The sequence below is a fragment of the Bradyrhizobium sp. WBOS07 genome (genome assembly GCF_024585165.1).
Taxonomy (GTDB): Bacteria; Pseudomonadota; Alphaproteobacteria; order Rhizobiales; family Xanthobacteraceae; genus Bradyrhizobium; species Bradyrhizobium japonicum_B.
The window spans coordinates 2522675-2538618 of the sequence record NZ_CP029008.1; the positions used below are offsets into that span (position 1 = coordinate 2522675).

16 protein-coding genes are annotated in these 15944 nt (G+C 64.8%); 5 read left to right on the forward strand and 11 right to left on the reverse strand.

Annotated features, from left to right (window positions below):
• Positions 1-315: 315 nt before the first annotated feature.
• The 5 genes from DCM79_RS11855 to DCM79_RS11875 all read right to left on the reverse strand — a co-directional run bounded on the left by DCM79_RS11855 (position 316) and on the right by DCM79_RS11875 (position 5483).
• A complete protein-coding gene (locus DCM79_RS11855; RefSeq protein ID WP_257180000.1) occupies positions 316-849 on the reverse strand; it encodes a copper chaperone PCu(A)C in 534 nt (177 codons plus the stop codon).
• Between the two features lie 28 nt (positions 850-877).
• The gene (locus DCM79_RS11860) at positions 878-1375 is read right to left on the reverse strand and encodes a TlpA disulfide reductase family protein (protein ID WP_257180001.1); all 498 of its coding nucleotides are present in this window, start codon (positions 1373-1375) and stop codon (positions 878-880) included.
• Positions 1372-2583: a sialidase family protein gene (locus DCM79_RS11865; RefSeq protein ID WP_257180002.1), complete on the reverse strand. Its 1212-nt coding sequence runs from the start codon at positions 2581-2583 to the stop codon at positions 1372-1374. The genes DCM79_RS11860 and DCM79_RS11865 overlap by 4 nt, the downstream gene beginning before the upstream one ends.
• 26 nt (positions 2584-2609) lie before the next feature.
• Entirely contained in the window at positions 2610-5015 is a 2406-nt protein-coding gene (locus tag DCM79_RS11870) for a TonB-dependent receptor (protein WP_257180003.1), read from the reverse strand.
• Positions 5016-5108: 93 nt separating this feature from the next.
• The gene (locus DCM79_RS11875) at positions 5109-5483 is read right to left on the reverse strand and encodes a DUF2946 domain-containing protein (RefSeq protein WP_257180004.1); all 375 of its coding nucleotides are present in this window, start codon (positions 5481-5483) and stop codon (positions 5109-5111) included.
• 497 nt (positions 5484-5980) lie between these two features.
• Between DCM79_RS11875 and DCM79_RS11880 the strand changes: the two genes are divergently transcribed.
• From DCM79_RS11880 to DCM79_RS11895, 4 genes are all read left to right on the forward strand, one after another.
• Positions 5981-6385 carry a globin gene (locus DCM79_RS11880; protein WP_257180005.1) on the forward strand — a complete coding sequence of 135 codons (405 nt, stop codon included), beginning with the start codon at positions 5981-5983 and terminating at the stop codon, positions 6383-6385.
• A gap of 140 nt (positions 6386-6525) precedes the next feature.
• A complete protein-coding gene (locus DCM79_RS11885) occupies positions 6526-7548 on the forward strand; it encodes a sugar ABC transporter substrate-binding protein (RefSeq protein ID WP_257180006.1) in 1023 nt (340 codons plus the stop codon).
• 6 nt (positions 7549-7554) lie between these two features.
• A complete protein-coding gene (locus tag DCM79_RS11890) occupies positions 7555-9057 on the forward strand; it encodes a sugar ABC transporter ATP-binding protein (RefSeq protein WP_257180007.1) in 1503 nt (500 codons plus the stop codon).
• A gap of 11 nt (positions 9058-9068) precedes the next feature.
• A complete protein-coding gene (locus DCM79_RS11895; protein WP_257180008.1) occupies positions 9069-10094 on the forward strand; it encodes an ABC transporter permease in 1026 nt (341 codons plus the stop codon).
• A gap of 152 nt (positions 10095-10246) precedes the next feature.
• Here the strand turns inward: DCM79_RS11895 and DCM79_RS11900 are convergent, their stop codons facing one another.
• Complete coding sequence (locus tag DCM79_RS11900) at positions 10247-10948, reverse strand: L-2-amino-thiazoline-4-carboxylic acid hydrolase (RefSeq protein WP_257180009.1); 702 nt, start codon at positions 10946-10948, stop codon at positions 10247-10249.
• A 49-nt stretch (positions 10949-10997) separates the two neighbouring features.
• Positions 10998-11390, reverse strand: a complete 393-nt coding sequence (locus DCM79_RS11905; RefSeq protein ID WP_257180010.1) for a RidA family protein — start codon at positions 11388-11390, stop codon at positions 10998-11000.
• Between the two features lie 127 nt (positions 11391-11517).
• Here DCM79_RS11905 and DCM79_RS11910 point away from each other — a divergent pair, with 127 nt between their 5' ends.
• Positions 11518-12144, forward strand: a complete 627-nt coding sequence (locus DCM79_RS11910; protein ID WP_257180011.1) for a LysR family transcriptional regulator — start codon at positions 11518-11520, stop codon at positions 12142-12144.
• A 36-nt stretch (positions 12145-12180) separates the two neighbouring features.
• On the opposite strand, the gene DCM79_RS11915 is transcribed toward DCM79_RS11910, so the two are convergent.
• From DCM79_RS11915 to DCM79_RS11930, 4 genes are read right to left on the reverse strand one after another with little or no spacing between them, the layout of a single operon-like run.
• Positions 12181-13224 (reverse strand): ABC transporter ATP-binding protein, encoded by a 1044-nt coding sequence (locus DCM79_RS11915; protein ID WP_257180012.1) that lies wholly within the window; start codon positions 13222-13224, stop codon positions 12181-12183.
• Positions 13217-14197 carry an ABC transporter ATP-binding protein gene (locus DCM79_RS11920; RefSeq protein WP_257180013.1) on the reverse strand — a complete coding sequence of 327 codons (981 nt, stop codon included), beginning with the start codon at positions 14195-14197 and terminating at the stop codon, positions 13217-13219. The genes DCM79_RS11915 and DCM79_RS11920 overlap by 8 nt, the downstream gene beginning before the upstream one ends.
• Positions 14194-15015, reverse strand: a complete 822-nt coding sequence (locus DCM79_RS11925; RefSeq protein WP_257180014.1) for an ABC transporter permease — start codon at positions 15013-15015, stop codon at positions 14194-14196. Before DCM79_RS11925 ends, DCM79_RS11920 begins: the two co-directional genes overlap by 4 nt.
• Positions 15012-15935 carry an ABC transporter permease gene (locus DCM79_RS11930; protein ID WP_257180743.1) on the reverse strand — a complete coding sequence of 308 codons (924 nt, stop codon included), beginning with the start codon at positions 15933-15935 and terminating at the stop codon, positions 15012-15014. The genes DCM79_RS11925 and DCM79_RS11930 overlap by 4 nt, the downstream gene beginning before the upstream one ends.
• Between the last annotated feature and the right edge of the window lie 9 nt (positions 15936-15944).

A 15944-nucleotide genomic window follows, 5' to 3' on the forward strand; every position in this document is an offset into this window, starting at 1 on the left:
GGAATTCCTGTCATTTTTCCGTCGGACTTCAAGTTCAGCGCGAACTTCAGACGCAGGGAAGGACAGCAGCTTCACGTCCGGCGCTGCCGGCTTGCCCTTGAACAATGCCCTACCCCTCGACCGGATCTCGATCCAACGGCTGACGGTGTTCGCGAGCCCTCCGCAATGGAGCGAACAGCTTGTGGGACGCCGCGCCCACCTCCGCTCGCTTGGTGTCGAGGGACACGTGCGCCGCCGCCGGAAGGCGGCGAGCGCTGCAACGAGATAGTCTGGATCAGTTCGGCATATCAGGCCTTTCGAGAGCCCGGATCAGCCTCATTTCATCTTCATTCCCGAATGATCCGGCATCTTCTTCATGTCCATCCCGGAATGTCCGGCATCGCCGGGAGCCTGCGCGCCGACGCCCTGCACGTCGAGGGAGACGGCGACCTTGCCGGCCTTCTCGAATTGCAGCGTCACCGGCACCTTGTCGCCCTGCTTGAGCGGACCCTTCAGCTCCTGGAGCATCAAATGATTGCCGCCGGGCGCGAGCTTCACCGTCTTGCCGGCTTCGACCACCAGCCCCTTGTCGAGCGCGCGCATCTTCATCACGCCGTTGTCCATCGCCATCTCGTGGATCTCGGACTTGCCGGCGATATCGGCGGAGACGCCGACCAGCCTGTCCGGCGCCGTCCCCTTGTTCTCGATGACGAGATAGCCGCCGGCGACCTTTGCACCGCCCGGGGTCGCACGGCTCCACGCCTGCGAGATGACGAGATCGCCGGCCTTGACGTCGTCGGCGATTGCCGGCGCTGCGGAGATCGCGAGAGCGAACGCGGCGAGCAGCACGTTTTTCGAGATCGTCTTCATATCGGTATTCCCTTTGCAGATTTGAGGTTCAGTGTTTGGAGCGTTGTTGCGACGACCATTTTTCGAGATCGGCCATCTCGGCCGAGCCTTCGATCGTCGTGATGGTCCCTTCCGGAGAGATGAGCATGGTCCTGGGGATGTCGCCTTGCCACGTCGGGTCGATCTCGAACCGCAGGCGCTCGACGAAGCCGTCGTTGAAGATGAAGTTCTCGGTCGACGACAGACCCGCCTTGTCGAGCATCGCTTGCGTCGCCGCCGGCAGGTTCGGCACGAGATCGGCGCTGACCGTGACGACGTCGACGTCAGGATGATCCTTGGCAAACTGCCCGAGCAGCGGCAGCTCGATCTTGCAGGGGCCACAGGTCACGCCCCAGAAATGCACGAGCACGGGGCGGCCGGCGTGTCCCTTGAGGACGCTTTGCCAGGTGCCGCGTTCGAACGGCTTCAGGGCGGGAGATGCGTCCAGCGCCGCCGCTGACGCGATCAGAACGGCAAGGCTCGCAATGGCTGCGAATCGAAATCTCATGGCGTGTCCTCGATAACTGTCAGCCGATAGCCGTCCGCCTTCGTCATCCACGACAGGTAAGTCTTCTTGCCGTTGGAGACGAGCAAGGGGTGATCGGAGGTGTCGCTCGTGCTCGATATCGTCTTCGGCGGTGACCAGGTCTCGCCATCATCGCGGGAGATCGTCATCTGCACCGAGGTCTTCTCGCCGTCGAATTCCTTCCAGACCATCACCGTCCCCACAGGCCCTGCCAGCACGAAGGGCCGCGTCGGGTTGCGGCCCGGCTGCCCCAGCGCCATGGGCGCGGAGAAGTTGCGGCCTTCGTCGCGGGAATGCGCATAGAACACCCCCTTTCGCGCCTTCCCGTTCGTGTACCAGACCACATGATAGGTCCCGTTCGGCGCCACCGTGAGGCTCGGCCCATGATGCGGGCAGGCGTTGATCTGCCACTCGTCGGTGCTGACCCGGCGGATCTCACCCGGCGTTGCAACGTCGGTGAAGGTCATCACCGCATGATCGCGCACGCCACCGTCGAAAATGTTCCTGAAGATCACGGCCGGCCGCCCGGGCGCGGCGAATGCCAGCCCCAAACGGCAGCACTCGCAGGTGCCGTCGCGCGCGAGACTGGCCTCTGTGTAACCGGCGCCGCCGTCGCGCGAGGCGGCAAAGAACAGCGCCGCGCCCTCGTACTTCCGCCCCGCCTCTTTCGCAGGGACACGATTGCGCTTGTCGATCCAGGTTGCAAAGACCGTTCCATCCTGATCGAGCGCCAGCGCCTCGAACCGCTGGCTCTCGTGGTTGGCGGTGATGGGCTTCAGCTCCGCAAAGCTCTTTCCCCCGTCGGCTGAGCGCGTGTAGAGCACTTCTCCGTTGAAGGCCTCGTCCCTGAAGGTCGAGAATGCGAGCGCGACGCCGCCGTTGCGATCGACCACGATCTTCGGCCGCGCATCCGGCCCCCAATCGAGGTTCAAGCGCTTCGTCGTGACCTGCGTCGGCGCCGAAAAATTGCGCCCCTCATCCTGCGAGCTTGCGACAGAGACCTGCCCTCCCGCCATCCAGACCAGCCACAAGGTCCCATCCGGACCGAAGGCCGGCGTCGCCTTGGTCGCACAGCGCAGCGTCGGCTGCTCACAGGCCGCTTCAGATGCGGGCGGAGCTCGCATCTGTGCGAGCGCTGAACCATGCGCGAATGCGAGCGCGACGATGGAAATCAGGCCAGTTCGCATCATGGCCCTGTTCGCCGAGAGAGTCCGGATCATCTGAATGCCACCTTCATACCCGCAACGAATGTGCGCGGCGAGCCCGCATAGATCGATCCCGTCGTGTTTGCCAGCACGCTCGCAGGATTTTGAAGGCCTGCGCCGGTGACGGTGTTGGCAATGTTGTTGGCGGAGGCGATGTAGGTGCGATCGAACGCGTTCCTGACCTCGAGAAACAAGTTCAGGGATCTGAAGGTGTCGGACATCAGGTCGGTCTTGTAGTGAACGTTCACATTGACCAGTTCATAGCCCGGCGCCTTCAGCAGGTTTGCGTTGTCCATGTAGAAGGAGTCCTTCCACTGGACCTCGACGAAACCACCGAGGCCTGCCAGCGGCCCGGCGAACTCGTCGTAGCCAATTCGGGCCGTCAGCTCGTTGGGCGATATTCCTGGGATCTTGTTGCCGGCGCGGTTGAAGCTGAACACCGCGCCGTTGGTGATGTTCTCGACATATTCGGTATAGACCTCGTCGAGATAGGTATACGCCGCCATGAACCGCCAGCCCGGATAGAACTTCCAGTCGGCGGCGAGTTCGATGCCGCGGTGCTCCGATCGCGGCGCGTTGAACGTGTAAGTCGTGTTGGGTGAGCCGGCAGGCGTCGCCTGACTGACGATCTCGTTGCGAAAGAACTCGTAGAAGCCGGTCGCGCCGAGCTTGAGCGTATTGTTCGGGGTCCAGTCGAAACCGAGATCATAGCCGAGATTTTTCTGCGCCTGAAGCTGGGTGTTATTGCCTGACAAGCCGGTCGGAAGAACGAAGAGATCCGAAACCTGCGGCGTGCCGTATCCCGTCGCGACCCGTCCGCGGAACAGCCACTCGTTGTTGAGATTGTAGAGGAGTGCCAACTCCGGCGCAGCATTTTGGAACTGCCGGTCCGCCGTCGTGAGGGTCGTTGTGGTGATACCGGTGGGACCTGCATACGCGTAGGCCGTATTCGTCCCCTTCAGCAGGGTGGTCTCCCAGCCGACGCCGGCGATCGCCGTCAGCGAGGTCGTCAGCCTGACCTCCTGCCTGGCACGCACGCCATAATTGGTCGTCTCACTGAAGAGATTGCGCGAGAGCCTGCCGAGCGTCGCATTGCCCCCTGGCATCACGTTCCGCGTGTCACTCGACGCCGTCAGGGTGTTGTAGAACGCACCGAAGAACGTGGTCGACTCCAGGCCAAGAAACTCGCCGCGCTTGGTCAGGTCGCTCATGTAATTGTACGACGGAAAATCTCCGATCGAGCCGGTCGTACCGGTCGGCTGGCTGATGTTTCGGTCGTCGAAGACGAACTGGTTGCGCCACGTCATGGTGTTGTCGAAATCGTGGTCCCACCGGCCGCCGACAATGGTTCGGCGATCGTTGCGGCCGAGCCCGGCCTGCAGGGCCGTCTCCGTGTCGGTCCCGGCTGTTGCGTTGAAGCCGTTGTTGAACAGCCGGACCGTGCCGCATCCCGGCGCGGCGGTGGCACCGGTCGCACATCCCTGCTGGAACGGGTTGAGATGATACTGGTTCAGCGATTGTCGGATCGGCAGTCGCGCGCTGAGATCATTGTTGATGATCTTGACCGTGAAGCGGTCGTCCGGCGTCGCCCGGAGCGTGCCAAGAAAGTTGACGGTCTGGGTGTTGAACCAGCTGTTCCCGATATAGCCGTCACCCCGCACGTCGCTCGCGAACAGCGAGCCTTCGAAATTCCCGACCTTCTTGCCGGCCGCCAGGTAATTGTTGAGATAGCCATAGCTGCCGCCGTCCACACCATATTCGACGCCGTCGATCGTGCCGCCCGGGCGCGTCCGAAAATTGAGCGCGCCGCCGGTCGCGTAATTGCCGTAGAGCGCCGACGAGGGCCCGCGGATCACGTCGATCGCACCATAGGCGTGGGGATCGATCAGGTCGCTGCGCGACAGGCCGTCCGGCTGCGTCACCGGGAAGCCGTCCTCGAAGATCACGAGATTGCGGATGGCGAACCCGTTGCGCGCATTGGAGCCCCGAATCGAGATGCCGAAATCCCTGGGGCCGTTGCCCTGCTTGATCGAAATGCCCGGACTGTCCCGCAAGACGTCGCTGACCGAGAACGACGGGCGATTGTCGAACTGGCCGCGATCGATCGTGGTCGCGGTCTGTCCGGCCGGCGACTGGTTGAGGCCAGCCCGCACCTCGCCGGCGCTCCTCGTGTTGTTTTGCCCCTGGCTGCCATCGGTCGCGTTCTGCGCAACCGGCCTCGCTGTGTTGGCCGTCGCACTGGTGCGCAGTCGCGACGACCGGATGATGGGTTTGGGACGGGATCTCTGCGGCGCTTCGACCGTCACCGCGGGGATCGCTTCCGAGGCTGGCTGGGCCAGCGCGTCTGAACCGATCGGCGACACCAATCCGACAAGCACGGGCAAGCCCGCGCGCCCGATCGCACGAATGCGTAACATTTCCTGAATTCCTGACATCCGGCACGTCGGCCGGTCCATTGAGCACGCCGTCGGCACAGCAATGGCGCGCCAACGGTTCGGTTTGTCGCTACGTCAGGAAAATTGAGGCGGGCCGCGCGCCTGGGCACTCGAGCCCTCTGGGGCGGCGATGGCGAACGCATCGACCGGATGCCACACCACCCGCTCGGCATGGCGGACGGGAATCGAGAATGCCGCAGGCGTCGGCGAATCGAGCGAGGCGTTGGCCTGGGCCAGGCAGCACAGGGCGCAAGCGCCCGCATGCGCTGTCGGCACGCCGGTCTGACCGTTCAGGCCGCCCTGCGCGCTCGCACTATGGCAGATGACGGCGGCAGACAGCGGATCGGCAATGGCCAGGCCGGTCGCCCAGCAGGCGGCAATCGGCGCCAGCACCTGCATCGCCAAAGCGAGCAGGACCAGAGGCAGGAATTTTTGTAGCCGAGCGCGCATCCGCCGAACCGTTCGTTCGCCTGCTAACTAAACACCGCACCAAGCCCCAAGTCGAGGCCAGTTCCGCCTCCCTTCTTGGCCCAGCGCAAATTTCTCGGAAATCGTGACCTGGATAACCGCGCATCGGACCGAGGAGGCCATTTGAGGCAGGTCAAACGGCGCCGCCCTCCACAGATTTCTTTTATTTGTCATATACTTGCGCGCCGCGGCGCCCGATCATTTCGTCCACTGATCGAATTTTGAACATTCGTTGCCGAAAATGATGACAAGTGAGAAAAGTTGATCTAGCATCCCCCTCGCTCAGGCTGGCCGCGAGGTCGAAGTCTGGTGGTCCAAGTCTCGGGAGGAGCCCCTGACGCGCAAAATGCAGCGTCGCCCCGCCAATCAAGAGCAAATCTTAGAATCGGGGATAATAGGGTCGACACAATTTTTGAGCGGGGCCAGGGCCCCGCTCTTTTTTTGTCCGCAAGTTTTGTTGGCAAGGGGCTGACGCGCGGATGAATGCTTCGCCCAATCCGATCGAAATCAGTTTCGAACTGGCGGCCTCGCGCTGCGAAGATCTCACGCCCCTCGTCTACCGACGCCTGTTCGACGTCCATCCCGAGACACAGAGAATGTTCCGTATCGAGGGCCGCGACCTCGTGACGGGGTCGATGCTCGCGCTGGCGATCGAGGCGATCCTCGATTTCGCCGGTCAACGTCGCGGACATTTCCGGCTGATCGCCTGCGAGGTCGCCTCGCACGATGGCTATGGCACGCCGCGTCAGCTGTTCATCGCGTTCTTCGCCATCATCAGGGATACGCTGCGCGACCTGCTCGGCGATCAATGGTCAACCGAGATGGCCCGCGCTTGGGACCAGCTGCTCGTCGAGATCGACGCATTCGCCGACGCAGCGACCTGACTCTTTGCGCTGCACCAACGCGGCGTGCTGCCACGGTGCGAGTGATTGCGGATTGAGTGGCGCCAACTCTTGTGAGACACTTTCGGAGATCGGTAGCGCAACCAATGACGCACCGACGCTAAATTTTATGGGAGCGAGCGATGTCCGGGACGAAAGATTTCTCGACGACGAGGCGCGATCTTCTTCAGGCGGCCGCGACCGCCGGCGCCGGAGCTGCCCTTCTCGGCAGCATGGGCATAAACCCCGCATTGGCCGCCGCAGCCGGGCGAAGCGAGAAGCCGCTGAAGGCGGCGTTCTCCAACGCAGGCCTGCAGGCCACCTGGTGCGCGCAGGGCAAGCAGGCCGCAGAATTCTGGGGCAAGCTGTTCAACGTCGAGGTCACCTGGTTCGACGGCCAGCTCGACGCGGTGAAGCAGCGCGCAGCGATCGACAACATGGCTTCGCAGAAATGGGACTTCGTCGCGATCCAGGCCTTCGGCATCGGCACCCTCACCCAGCCCGTGCAGAAGATGATCGACGCCGGCACGCCGGTGATCGACATGGACACGCTGATCGCCCCGCTCGACCAGATCAACGTCCATTCCTTCCTCGCGCCCGACAACGAGTTCATGGGCGCCTCGGTGACGCAGGCCCTCTGCAACGCGATGGGCGGCAAAGGCAAGATCATCATGACGCAGGGCGCGCTCGGACATACCGGCGCGCAAGGACGCGCCAAGGGCTTCAACTCGGTGGTCAAGCAATTCCCCGGCATCGAGGTCCTCGACACCCAGCCCGCCGACTGGGACGTCTCCAAGACGGCGCGTCTGTGGGAAACCTACCTGACCAAATATCCGCAGATCGACGCGGCATTCTTCCACAACGACGACATGGCGCTTGCCGCCGCCAACATCATGAAGGCACGAGGCCGCACCAACATATTGATCGGCGGCGTCGACGCCATGCCGCCGGCGATTCAGGCGGTGAGCGAAGGCCGTATGTTCGCGACCGTGCGCAATCCCTCCTGCCGCATCCACGGCGGCGCCATCATCGCCGGCGTCTCGGCCGTGGTCGGCGGCGAGAAGAGCGGACAGGGCATTCCCAAGAACGTCGTCACCGACGGCCCGGTCGTGACCAAGGCCAATGCCGCCGGGATGCAGTGGATGCAGGATCACTTCCTGATCTGAACTTTCATGTCCGAGGGTCGTTCGCCCATCCTTGAACTGCAGGGCATCACGAAGAGCTTCGGCGGCGTCGAAGCACTTCGTGGTGTCGATTTCGCGCTCCATCCCGGCGAGATCCACGGTCTCGTCGGCGAGAACGGCGCCGGGAAAAGCACGCTGATGAAGATCATCGCCGGCGTGCACACCGAGTTCTCCGGCCGCTTCCTGGTCGACGGGAAGGAGATGCATTTCCGCTCGGCCCGCGATGCACATGCCGCCGGCATCGCCATGGTGCATCAAGAGCTCAGCGTTGCGCCCGACCTGACGGTCGCGGAGAACGTCTTCCTGGGCAACCAGCCCACCAACGCCCTCGGCCTCGTGCAATGGCGGCGGATGGCGCGGGAAGCGGGCGAGCAGCTCGCCCGTTTCGGCATCGACGTCGACCCGATGGCGCGGCTCGGCGATCTCCCGATCGGGCTGCAGCAGCTGATCGAGCTCGCGCGCGTGCTGTTCTCCGGCGCCCGCATCGTCATCCTGGACGAGCCGACCTCCGCGCTCTCCCCGCCCGAGGTCGAGCGGCTGTTCGCAACGCTCAGGCGGCTGCGCGAGCAAGGCACTGCCATCGTCTTCATCTCGCATTTCATCGAGGACATCCTGCTCGTCTCCGACACGGTGACCGTGTTCCGCAACGGGCGGAAGGTCGCGGAGACCGCGAGCGCCGCGACCAGCAAGGGCGCGCTGATCGAGGCCATGATCGGCCGCGGCGGCGAGGCGCTCGAGCACAGCTACACCGACGATCTGATGCTGCCGCGGCCGAGCGACAGCCAGGTCGTTCTCAAGGTCGATCAGCTCTCGCTGTCCCGCAGCCTGAAGGACGTCTCGTTCGAGGCGCGTGCCGGCGAGGTGCTCGGCATCTACGGCTTCATGGGCTGCGGCCAGCAGGAGCTGTCGCGCATCCTGTTCGGCAAGCTCAAGCCCGATAGCGGCACGCTTGTCGTCGGCGGCACGCCGAAAACCTTCGCCAGCACGGCGGCGGCGCGGCGCGCCGGCGTGGCGCTGGTGCCGGAGAGCCGGCGCGACATGCTGTTCCACCAGGAGCCGGTCTACAAGAACATCTCGATCAGCATCCTCGATCGCATCTCCGCGCTGCTGCTCAAGCCGGCGCAGGAGCGCGACATCGCCAAGCGTCAGGTCGAGCAGCTGCAGATCAGGCCGCCGGTGGTCGGTCTCGACCTCGGCATGCTCTCCGGCGGCAACCAGCAGAAGGTTGCGCTGGCGAAATGGCTGACCTATCCGCCAAAGCTGCTGGTGCTGTGCGAGCCGACCCGCGGCATGGACGTCGGCGCCAAGAACGACGTCATCAATATCGTCCGCGACCTCCGCGCCAAGGGGCTGGCGATCATCGTGCTGTCGACCGAGCCGGAGACGGTGCTGTCGCTGGCCGACCGCATCCTCGTGCTCAAGCGCGGCGCATTGGTGCGGGAATTCAAGAACGAGCCGGTTAGCAAGGACCGCCTGCTGGAAGCGGCGTGACGGAGAAGCACATGAGCAGCGAGACGGCCTTGGCGACAGGACGGCGGCCGCGGGGCCTTGCGCCCTTCCTGCGCTCGCAGATGCGCAACATCGCGCCGTTCCTCACCCTGATCTTCCTGTCTGCCTTCTTCGCCTTCGCCAGCCCCTCCTTCGCGACGCTGGACAATCTTGGCAACATCCTGACGCAGGTATCGATCACCGGCATCATCGCCGTCGGCCTCACCTTCGTGATCCTCTGCGCCGAGATCGATCTGTCGATTGCCGCCATCGCCAACGTCACCGGCATCGCGGTCGCCTACTTCACGCTGCAGGAATCCTACGTCAACATCGCCAACGTGCCGCTGCCCGGCGCGGTCGCGATCATCCTGTCGATCCTGCTCTGCGCCCTGCTTGGCCTCGTCAACGCGCTGGGGCTGACCGTGATCGGCATCCCCTCCTTCATCATGACCCTGGCGATGATGCAGATCGCCGCCGGCATCTCCGCGCTGCTGGTGCGCGGCCAGATCGCCTACAAGGTGCCGAGCCTGATCACGACGCTCGGCTCCGGCTCGATCGGCGGCATCCCCTGGCTCGTCATCATCGCCGCGCTGATGCTGCTCGGCGGTCACCTGGTGCTGACCTACACGCGCTTCGGCCGCTACGTCTACATGGTCGGGGGCAACCGCGAGGCGGCCGAATATTCCGGCCTCAACGTCAAGCTCATCCTCGGCGCCGTGATGGTGATCTCGGCGGTCTGCTCCGGCATCGGCGGCATGCTCGGCGTCGCCCATTTCGGCAGCGCGCAGCAGAACGAGTTCGACACCTATCTGCTCGATTCCATCGCCGCGGTCGTGGTCGGCGGCACCAGCCTGTTCGGCGGCCGCGGCGGCATCGGCAACACCATCGTCGGGCTGTTCGTGCTCGGTGTTCTCAACAACGGCCTCGACCACGTCAACATCGACAGCTTCCTGAAGATCCTGATCCGCGGCCTGATCCTGCTGGCGGCGCTGGTCATCAACGTCTACGCGCAGCGCTTGAGGGAGAAGGCGGCGGAGTAGACGACCGCCAAAGCAAAAAGTGCGAAAACAACCCCATGCACAGTAGCCGGGGCCAGTGGAATCAATGGCTTGCCGGCGACGCAGCGAGCTTGCGGATTTCACGAAGTCCGTTTGACGCGTCGGGCAAAACAGGCCACGATGTCATCAGAACCTCAGGGTGACGGTTCGATTTCCGCAAGGCGCGAAAATCTGAAATCGCAGTGGCTCGCACCGCAAGCCAATGTTTGCGTCCTTTCCAGACGGATGCCTCGCGTCGCATAGGCGTCGAAGTCGAGCCCGCAAATGTTCGGCAGGATGTCCTTGTCGCCGTGGCGCGCCGCGAGCTTGCAGAAGCCGCAGGCCTTGTAATTGATGCCGAATTCGAACCTGTCCTGCGGACCCGGCTCGACGAAATCGTAGACGAAGTCTTCCGGAAACTGCTGCTGATGGCTCTCCGTGACGCTGCTCGCCGCCTGCTCGCGCAACAACGCCTGGTTCTCCGGCGACATGAAATGGCGGCCCGCGGCGAGGCGCTCGGCTTCGGGCACCCCGAGCAATTGCGCCTTGTAGGTGTCCCGCTCGATCTCGCCGATCACGGCCACCGGCACGCCATGCCGTTGCAGCACCCGGCTGATGGCCATGAAGCCGGTCAGACGCATGAAGAAATCGCTCATGCGGCTTGCCGCGCCGCCGACATAGGGCATCTGGGTGAGCACGATCTCGAACTCGTCCATCACCTCCCGGCTGAGTCTGCCGGTCTCGGACAGGTGCCCGCGCTCGCGCAACATCGTTCCGGCAAGGTCGATGCGGTCGCGCATGGCGGCCTCCATGGCGCTGCGATGGGCCTCGTAGAAGGGATGGACGATCTCGGTCATTGGACCCCCATTTCGGTTCGTTTCATTGCGAGGCTGGCATGGCCCGGTTTCACTCCGCGGCGATCGCCTCGATCTCCAGCAGCCATTTGCTGTCGACAGTCTCGACGATCACGACCGTCAGCGCGGGCTGGTGCTCCCCGAGCATCGCGCGCCGAATGATGCGGTTGGGCACGACCTGGTTACGGTCGGTCAGGAACGTCGTGATCTTGACCAGATGCTCCACGCCAAGGCCAGCCGCGGCGAGCACCTCCTTGACGTTGCGCCAGGCCTGCTCGCATTGCGCCTCGAAACCCTGCGGCACGCTGCCGCCTGCGCTTTCAGGGACCTGGCCGCTGATGAACAGCAGGCGGCGATGCTGCCTCAGCTCGAGTCCCATGCTGTAGCCGCCCAGGGGCGCGTTGATCGTTGCGGGATTGTGGCAGACGAGGTGAGCTGGCGGCATGACGTTTCTCCGGATTGCGAGCCGACCCTACCCGCCGGACTCGCGGCCGCGCAAAGCATCATTCCTGCGGTTCAGCGCAAGAAAATCTATTGCAAGGCCGCCTGCCATCGGTGTCAAAGTGCGCGCAATGACCTACGCTCTTCCACCACTTAACGCGCTCCGCGCCTTCGAAGCCGCCGCCCGGCATCTCAGCTTCAAGCTGGCCGCGCACGAGCTCCACGTCACGCCTGCTGCGGTGGGGCAGCAGGTGAAGGCGCTGGAGGCGCGCCTCGGTGTGCAGCTGTTCCAGCGGCTGCACAAGCAGCTCATCCTCACCGCGGCCGGCCGGGCCTACCTGCCCGGCATATCCGAAGGCTTTCGCCACATTGCGGAGGCGACCTCCCAATTGAAACCGGCAGGCGCGGTGCAGCTTCAATTGGGAGTCCATGGCAGTTTCGACTTGCGCCGCCTCGATCTGGCGGCGTTCCGCAGCACGCATGCGGAGATCGGCTTGCGGGTGCTGCAGCCGGCCGGCCTGCACGAATTGGTCGAGGGCAAGGTCGACCTGTTGATCGCCCGCGGCCTCCGCCATCATCCGGGCTATCGCTGCGAGCGGATCAGCGAAGATGCGGGCCTGGGCGATTGGCTGATTGCCCCCGAGGGCACTGCGGATTGTCCTGAGATCGTCAGTTTTCGCGCATGGCTGCGGGCCCCGCCGACCGAGCTGCCGCGCGCCAACCGCCGCCCGCGCCTGGTTGGCGGCGTCGGAAGCTGAGGCGACCGCGCCGATCAAGCCTCGCTCCATCATGCTTTAGGGTGACAGCGATAGCGCGAGACTCGCTGCACCAATCTCCTCGCTCCGCCAGCACCGCACCGCATGTCCATCGGCGCGCGTCTCCAGCGCCGGGCCGGGCTCGCTCCGGCACACCGCTTCCGCATGACGACAGCGCGGGCTGAAGGCGCAGCCGTTCGGCGGATTGAGCGGGTTGGGAAGGTCGCCGCCCGTCGTCGCCAGCGGCGCGTGGCGCAGGGGATCGGGGATGGCTGATATCAGGGCTTGCGTGTAGGGGTGCGCCGGCCGCTCGAAGATCTCGCGCCAATGGCCGTTCTCGACGATGCGGCCGAGATACATCACGGCGACGCGGTCGCTCATGTGCTCGACCACGCCGAGATCGTGGCTGATCATGATGTAGGACAGGCCGAGCGTCTCCTTCAGCTCCAGCAGTAGATTGATGATCTGGGCCCGGATCGAGACGTCGAGCGCCGACACCGGCTCGTCGCAGATGACGATCTTGGGATTGAGGATCAGGGCGCGGGCGATGCCGATGCGCTGGCGCTGGCCGCCGGAGAACTCATGCGGGTAGCGGCCGGCCTGCTCGGGCCGCAGGCCGACATGCCGCAGCATGGTCGCGACGCGGTCCTCGATCTCGCTTTTGGCGGTCACGCCGTGCACCCGCAGCGGGTCTTCCAGCGTGCGGCGGACGGTCTGGCGCGGATTGAGCGAGGCGTAGGGATCCTGAAACACCATCTGCACGGTGCGCGCCAGCGCCTTGCGGTCGCCGGATTGCCTGGTCCTGACGACCTCCCCGTCCAGCACGATGCGGCCGCGCGTCGGCGTCAGCAGGCCGAGGATCGACAAGGCGACCGTCGACTTGCCCGAGCCGGACTCGCCGACGAGGCCGAGGCATTCGCCACGCTTCAGCTTGAGGTCGACACCGTCCACGGCACGAAGCAGCCGGCGGCCGCGGCCCAGCAGGCCGCCGCCCAGTTGAAAATGAACCGCGAGATCCTCGACGCTGAGAATGAGATCGTCGTCCGGCCGCCGCTCACCCGGCATGCTGTGCGGCTCATGCATGGTGATGACACCTCACCAGGCCGCCTGCCGCCAGCAAGTCCGTCTCCGGCACGACCCTCCGGCAAATCTCGGTCGCCTGCGCGCAGCGCGGATTGAACCGGCAGCCATCGGGGAAGTTGGTGATGGCGGGAACGACGCCCGCGATTTCCTGGAGCCTGGCGCGGCCGAGCGCGGCGCGGCTGCCGAGCCGCGGCAGCGAGTCGACCAGCCCTTGCGTGTAGGGGTGCGAGGGCGCCCGAAAGATATCGGCCGAGCCGCGCTCCTCGACGATGCGGCCGGCATACATCACCGCGACGCGGCGGCAGACATTGGCGACGAGGCCGAGATCGTGGCTGATCATCAGGATCGCGGTTCCCCGCTCGGCGCAGAGATTGCGCATCAGCTCGATGATCTCCGCCTGCACGGTGACGTCGAGCGCGGTGGTCGGCTCGTCGGCGATCAGCAGATCCGGACCGCAGGCCAGCGCGATGGCGATCATCACGCGCTGGCGCATGCCGCCGGACAGCTGGTGCGGATAATCCTTCACCCGCCGCTCCGGCGCGGGCACGCGGACGCTTGCCAACGCCTCGACCGCCAGCCGGTTGGCTTCCTGCCAGCTCTTGCCCTTGTGCAGCACGAACATCTCGGCGATCTGCCGGCCCACCGGTGAGACCGGATTCAGCGCCGTCATCGGCTCCTGGAAGATCATGGCGATCCGGTTGCCGCGCAGCTCCCGCTGCCTGGCTGCCGAAAGATGCTGGATCTCCCTGCCCTCGAACCGGATGACGCCGCCGCCGATCGCCAAGGGCGGGCGCAACAGGCCGATCAGGGCGAGCGCCGTGATGCTCTTGCCGCAGCCGGATTCGCCGACGAGGCCGAAGGTCTCGCCGCGATCGATGCGGAATGAAACGTCCTCAGCCGCCGCGACACGGCCCGATCCGACATCGATATCGAGCCGGAGATTCTCGACTTCGAGCAGCGGCGCGCCCGTCATGTGCGCCGGCTCCGCGATTGCGGATCGAGAATGTCGCGCAGGCCGTCGCCGAGCAGATTGAGGCCGAGCACCGTCAGGAAGATGGCGAGGCCCGGAAACACCGAAAGCCACGGCGCCGTCGTGATCTGCTCGCGGGCCTCCGACAACATGCTGCCCCAGCTTGGAAAGGGCGGACGGACGCCGAGGCCGAGGAACGACAGGGCGGCCTCGGACAACACCGCGCTGCCCATGCCGAGCGTGCCGATGACGATGATCGGCCCGAGCATGTTCGGCAGCAGCTGCGTCATCATGATGCGCAGATCGCCGTAGCCGAGCACGGTCGCCGCCTGCACATAGCCCTGGCTGCGCAGCGACAGCGCCGAGGCCCGCGCGATCCGGCAGGTGAAGGACCAGTTGGTCAGCCCGAGCGCGATCAACAGGCTGGTGAGGCCGGGGCCCAGCACGGCCATGATGGCCAGCGCGAAGATCAGCGAAGGGATGGCGAGCATGAGATTGGTCAGGGCGTTGACGAAATCGTCCCACCAGCCGCCGAAATAGCCGGCGCTCAGCCCCAGGGCCACGCCGATGACGCTGTTGATCAGCTGCGAGACGATGCCGACCGTCAGCGAGACCCGCGCGCCGTACACGACGCGTGAATAGATGTCACGGCCCTGATCGTCGGTGCCGAACCACCAGGTCCAGCTCGGCGGCTCTTCCGCGTTCATCAGGTTGGCGTCCATCACGGGATCGGTGTGTGCGAGCCAAGGCGCGAGCAGGCCGACCAGGATCGCCAGCGCGAACAAGACGCCACCGATGACGAGGTTGGGGCGGAGCTTCATGCGTATCTGATCCTGGGATCGATCACGCCGTAGAGCACATCGATCAGCAGATTGATCGCGAGAAAGGCCATCACCACCACGAGGATGGAGCCCTGGACCGCCGGAATGTCGCGCTGCAGAACGCTGTCGACCAGGAGCGAGCCGATGCCCGGCCAGGAGAACAATTTCTCGACGACGACCGCCTGCCCCATCAACCCGCCGAATTGCAGGCCGACGGTGGTGAGGATGATGACGAGCGCATTGCGCATCACATGCCACTTCACGACCCTGAATTCGCTCATGCCCTTGGAGCGCGCCGTGCGGACGAAATCGGCCGTCATGATCTCCAGGACCGCGGCGCGCGTCGTTCGGGCAAACAGCGCCATCGGCGAGACGCCGAGCGTGACGGCCGGCAGCAGCAGATAGTTCAATCCGCCGTCGCCATAGCCGAAGCTCGGCAGCCAGCCGAGCTTCAGCGCGAACAGGTACATCAGGACGAGGCCGAGCCAGAACTTGGCGATGGAGAGGCCCGACACCGCCACGACCATCGCGAGCGTGTCGACGATGCCGCCGGGTTTCAGCGCGGCGATGAAGCCGAGGGGAACGCCGATCACGATCGCGAACGCCATGGCCGCGAAGATCAGCTGCAGCGTCGGCCATGCCCGCTTGGCGATCATGGTCGTGACCGGCTCGCGCGTCCGGAACGAGGTGCCGAAATCACCGGTCGCCAGCTTGGCGATGTAGGTGCCGAAACGCACATGAACGGGATCGTCGAGCCCGAGCTGCTTCTTCATGCGCAGCTCGACCTGCGGGTCGCTGTCGTCGCTCATGGAGGTGACGATGCTGCCGGGAACGACGCTGAACAGCACGAAGACCAGCAGCACGACGGCGAGCGCGGTCGGGACGGTCTGCAGCAATCGACGGATCAGGAAGGAGAGCATCGGCACCAT

Bases quoted from the DNA above. Each gene is read 5' to 3' on its own strand.
- DCM79_RS11855 (WP_257180000.1), bottom strand. From the start codon at position 849: ATGAAGACGATCTCGAAAAACGTGCTGCTCGCCGCGTTCGCTCTCGCG.
- DCM79_RS11860 (WP_257180001.1), bottom strand. From the start codon at position 1,375: ATGAGATTTCGATTCGCAGCCATTGCGAGCCTTGCCGTTCTGATCGCG.
- DCM79_RS11865 (WP_257180002.1), bottom strand. From the start codon at position 2,583: ATGATGCGAACTGGCCTGATTTCCATCGTCGCGCTCGCATTCGCGCAT.
- DCM79_RS11870 (WP_257180003.1), bottom strand. From the start codon at position 5,015: ATGTTACGCATTCGTGCGATCGGGCGCGCGGGCTTGCCCGTGCTTGTC.
- DCM79_RS11875 (WP_257180004.1), bottom strand. From the start codon at position 5,483: ATGCGCGCTCGGCTACAAAAATTCCTGCCTCTGGTCCTGCTCGCTTTG.
- DCM79_RS11880 (WP_257180005.1), top strand. From the start codon at position 5,981: ATGAATGCTTCGCCCAATCCGATCGAAATCAGTTTCGAACTGGCGGCC.
- DCM79_RS11885 (WP_257180006.1), top strand. From the start codon at position 6,526: ATGTCCGGGACGAAAGATTTCTCGACGACGAGGCGCGATCTTCTTCAG.
- DCM79_RS11890 (WP_257180007.1), top strand. From the start codon at position 7,555: ATGTCCGAGGGTCGTTCGCCCATCCTTGAACTGCAGGGCATCACGAAG.
- DCM79_RS11895 (WP_257180008.1), top strand. From the start codon at position 9,069: ATGAGCAGCGAGACGGCCTTGGCGACAGGACGGCGGCCGCGGGGCCTT.
- DCM79_RS11900 (WP_257180009.1), bottom strand. From the start codon at position 10,948: ATGACCGAGATCGTCCATCCCTTCTACGAGGCCCATCGCAGCGCCATG.
- DCM79_RS11905 (WP_257180010.1), bottom strand. From the start codon at position 11,390: ATGCCGCCAGCTCACCTCGTCTGCCACAATCCCGCAACGATCAACGCG.
- DCM79_RS11910 (WP_257180011.1), top strand. From the start codon at position 11,518: ATGACCTACGCTCTTCCACCACTTAACGCGCTCCGCGCCTTCGAAGCC.
- DCM79_RS11915 (WP_257180012.1), bottom strand. From the start codon at position 13,224: ATGCATGAGCCGCACAGCATGCCGGGTGAGCGGCGGCCGGACGACGAT.
- DCM79_RS11920 (WP_257180013.1), bottom strand. From the start codon at position 14,197: ATGACGGGCGCGCCGCTGCTCGAAGTCGAGAATCTCCGGCTCGATATC.
- DCM79_RS11925 (WP_257180014.1), bottom strand. From the start codon at position 15,015: ATGAAGCTCCGCCCCAACCTCGTCATCGGTGGCGTCTTGTTCGCGCTG.
- DCM79_RS11930 (WP_257180743.1), bottom strand. From the start codon at position 15,935: ATGCTCTCCTTCCTGATCCGTCGATTGCTGCAGACCGTCCCGACCGCG.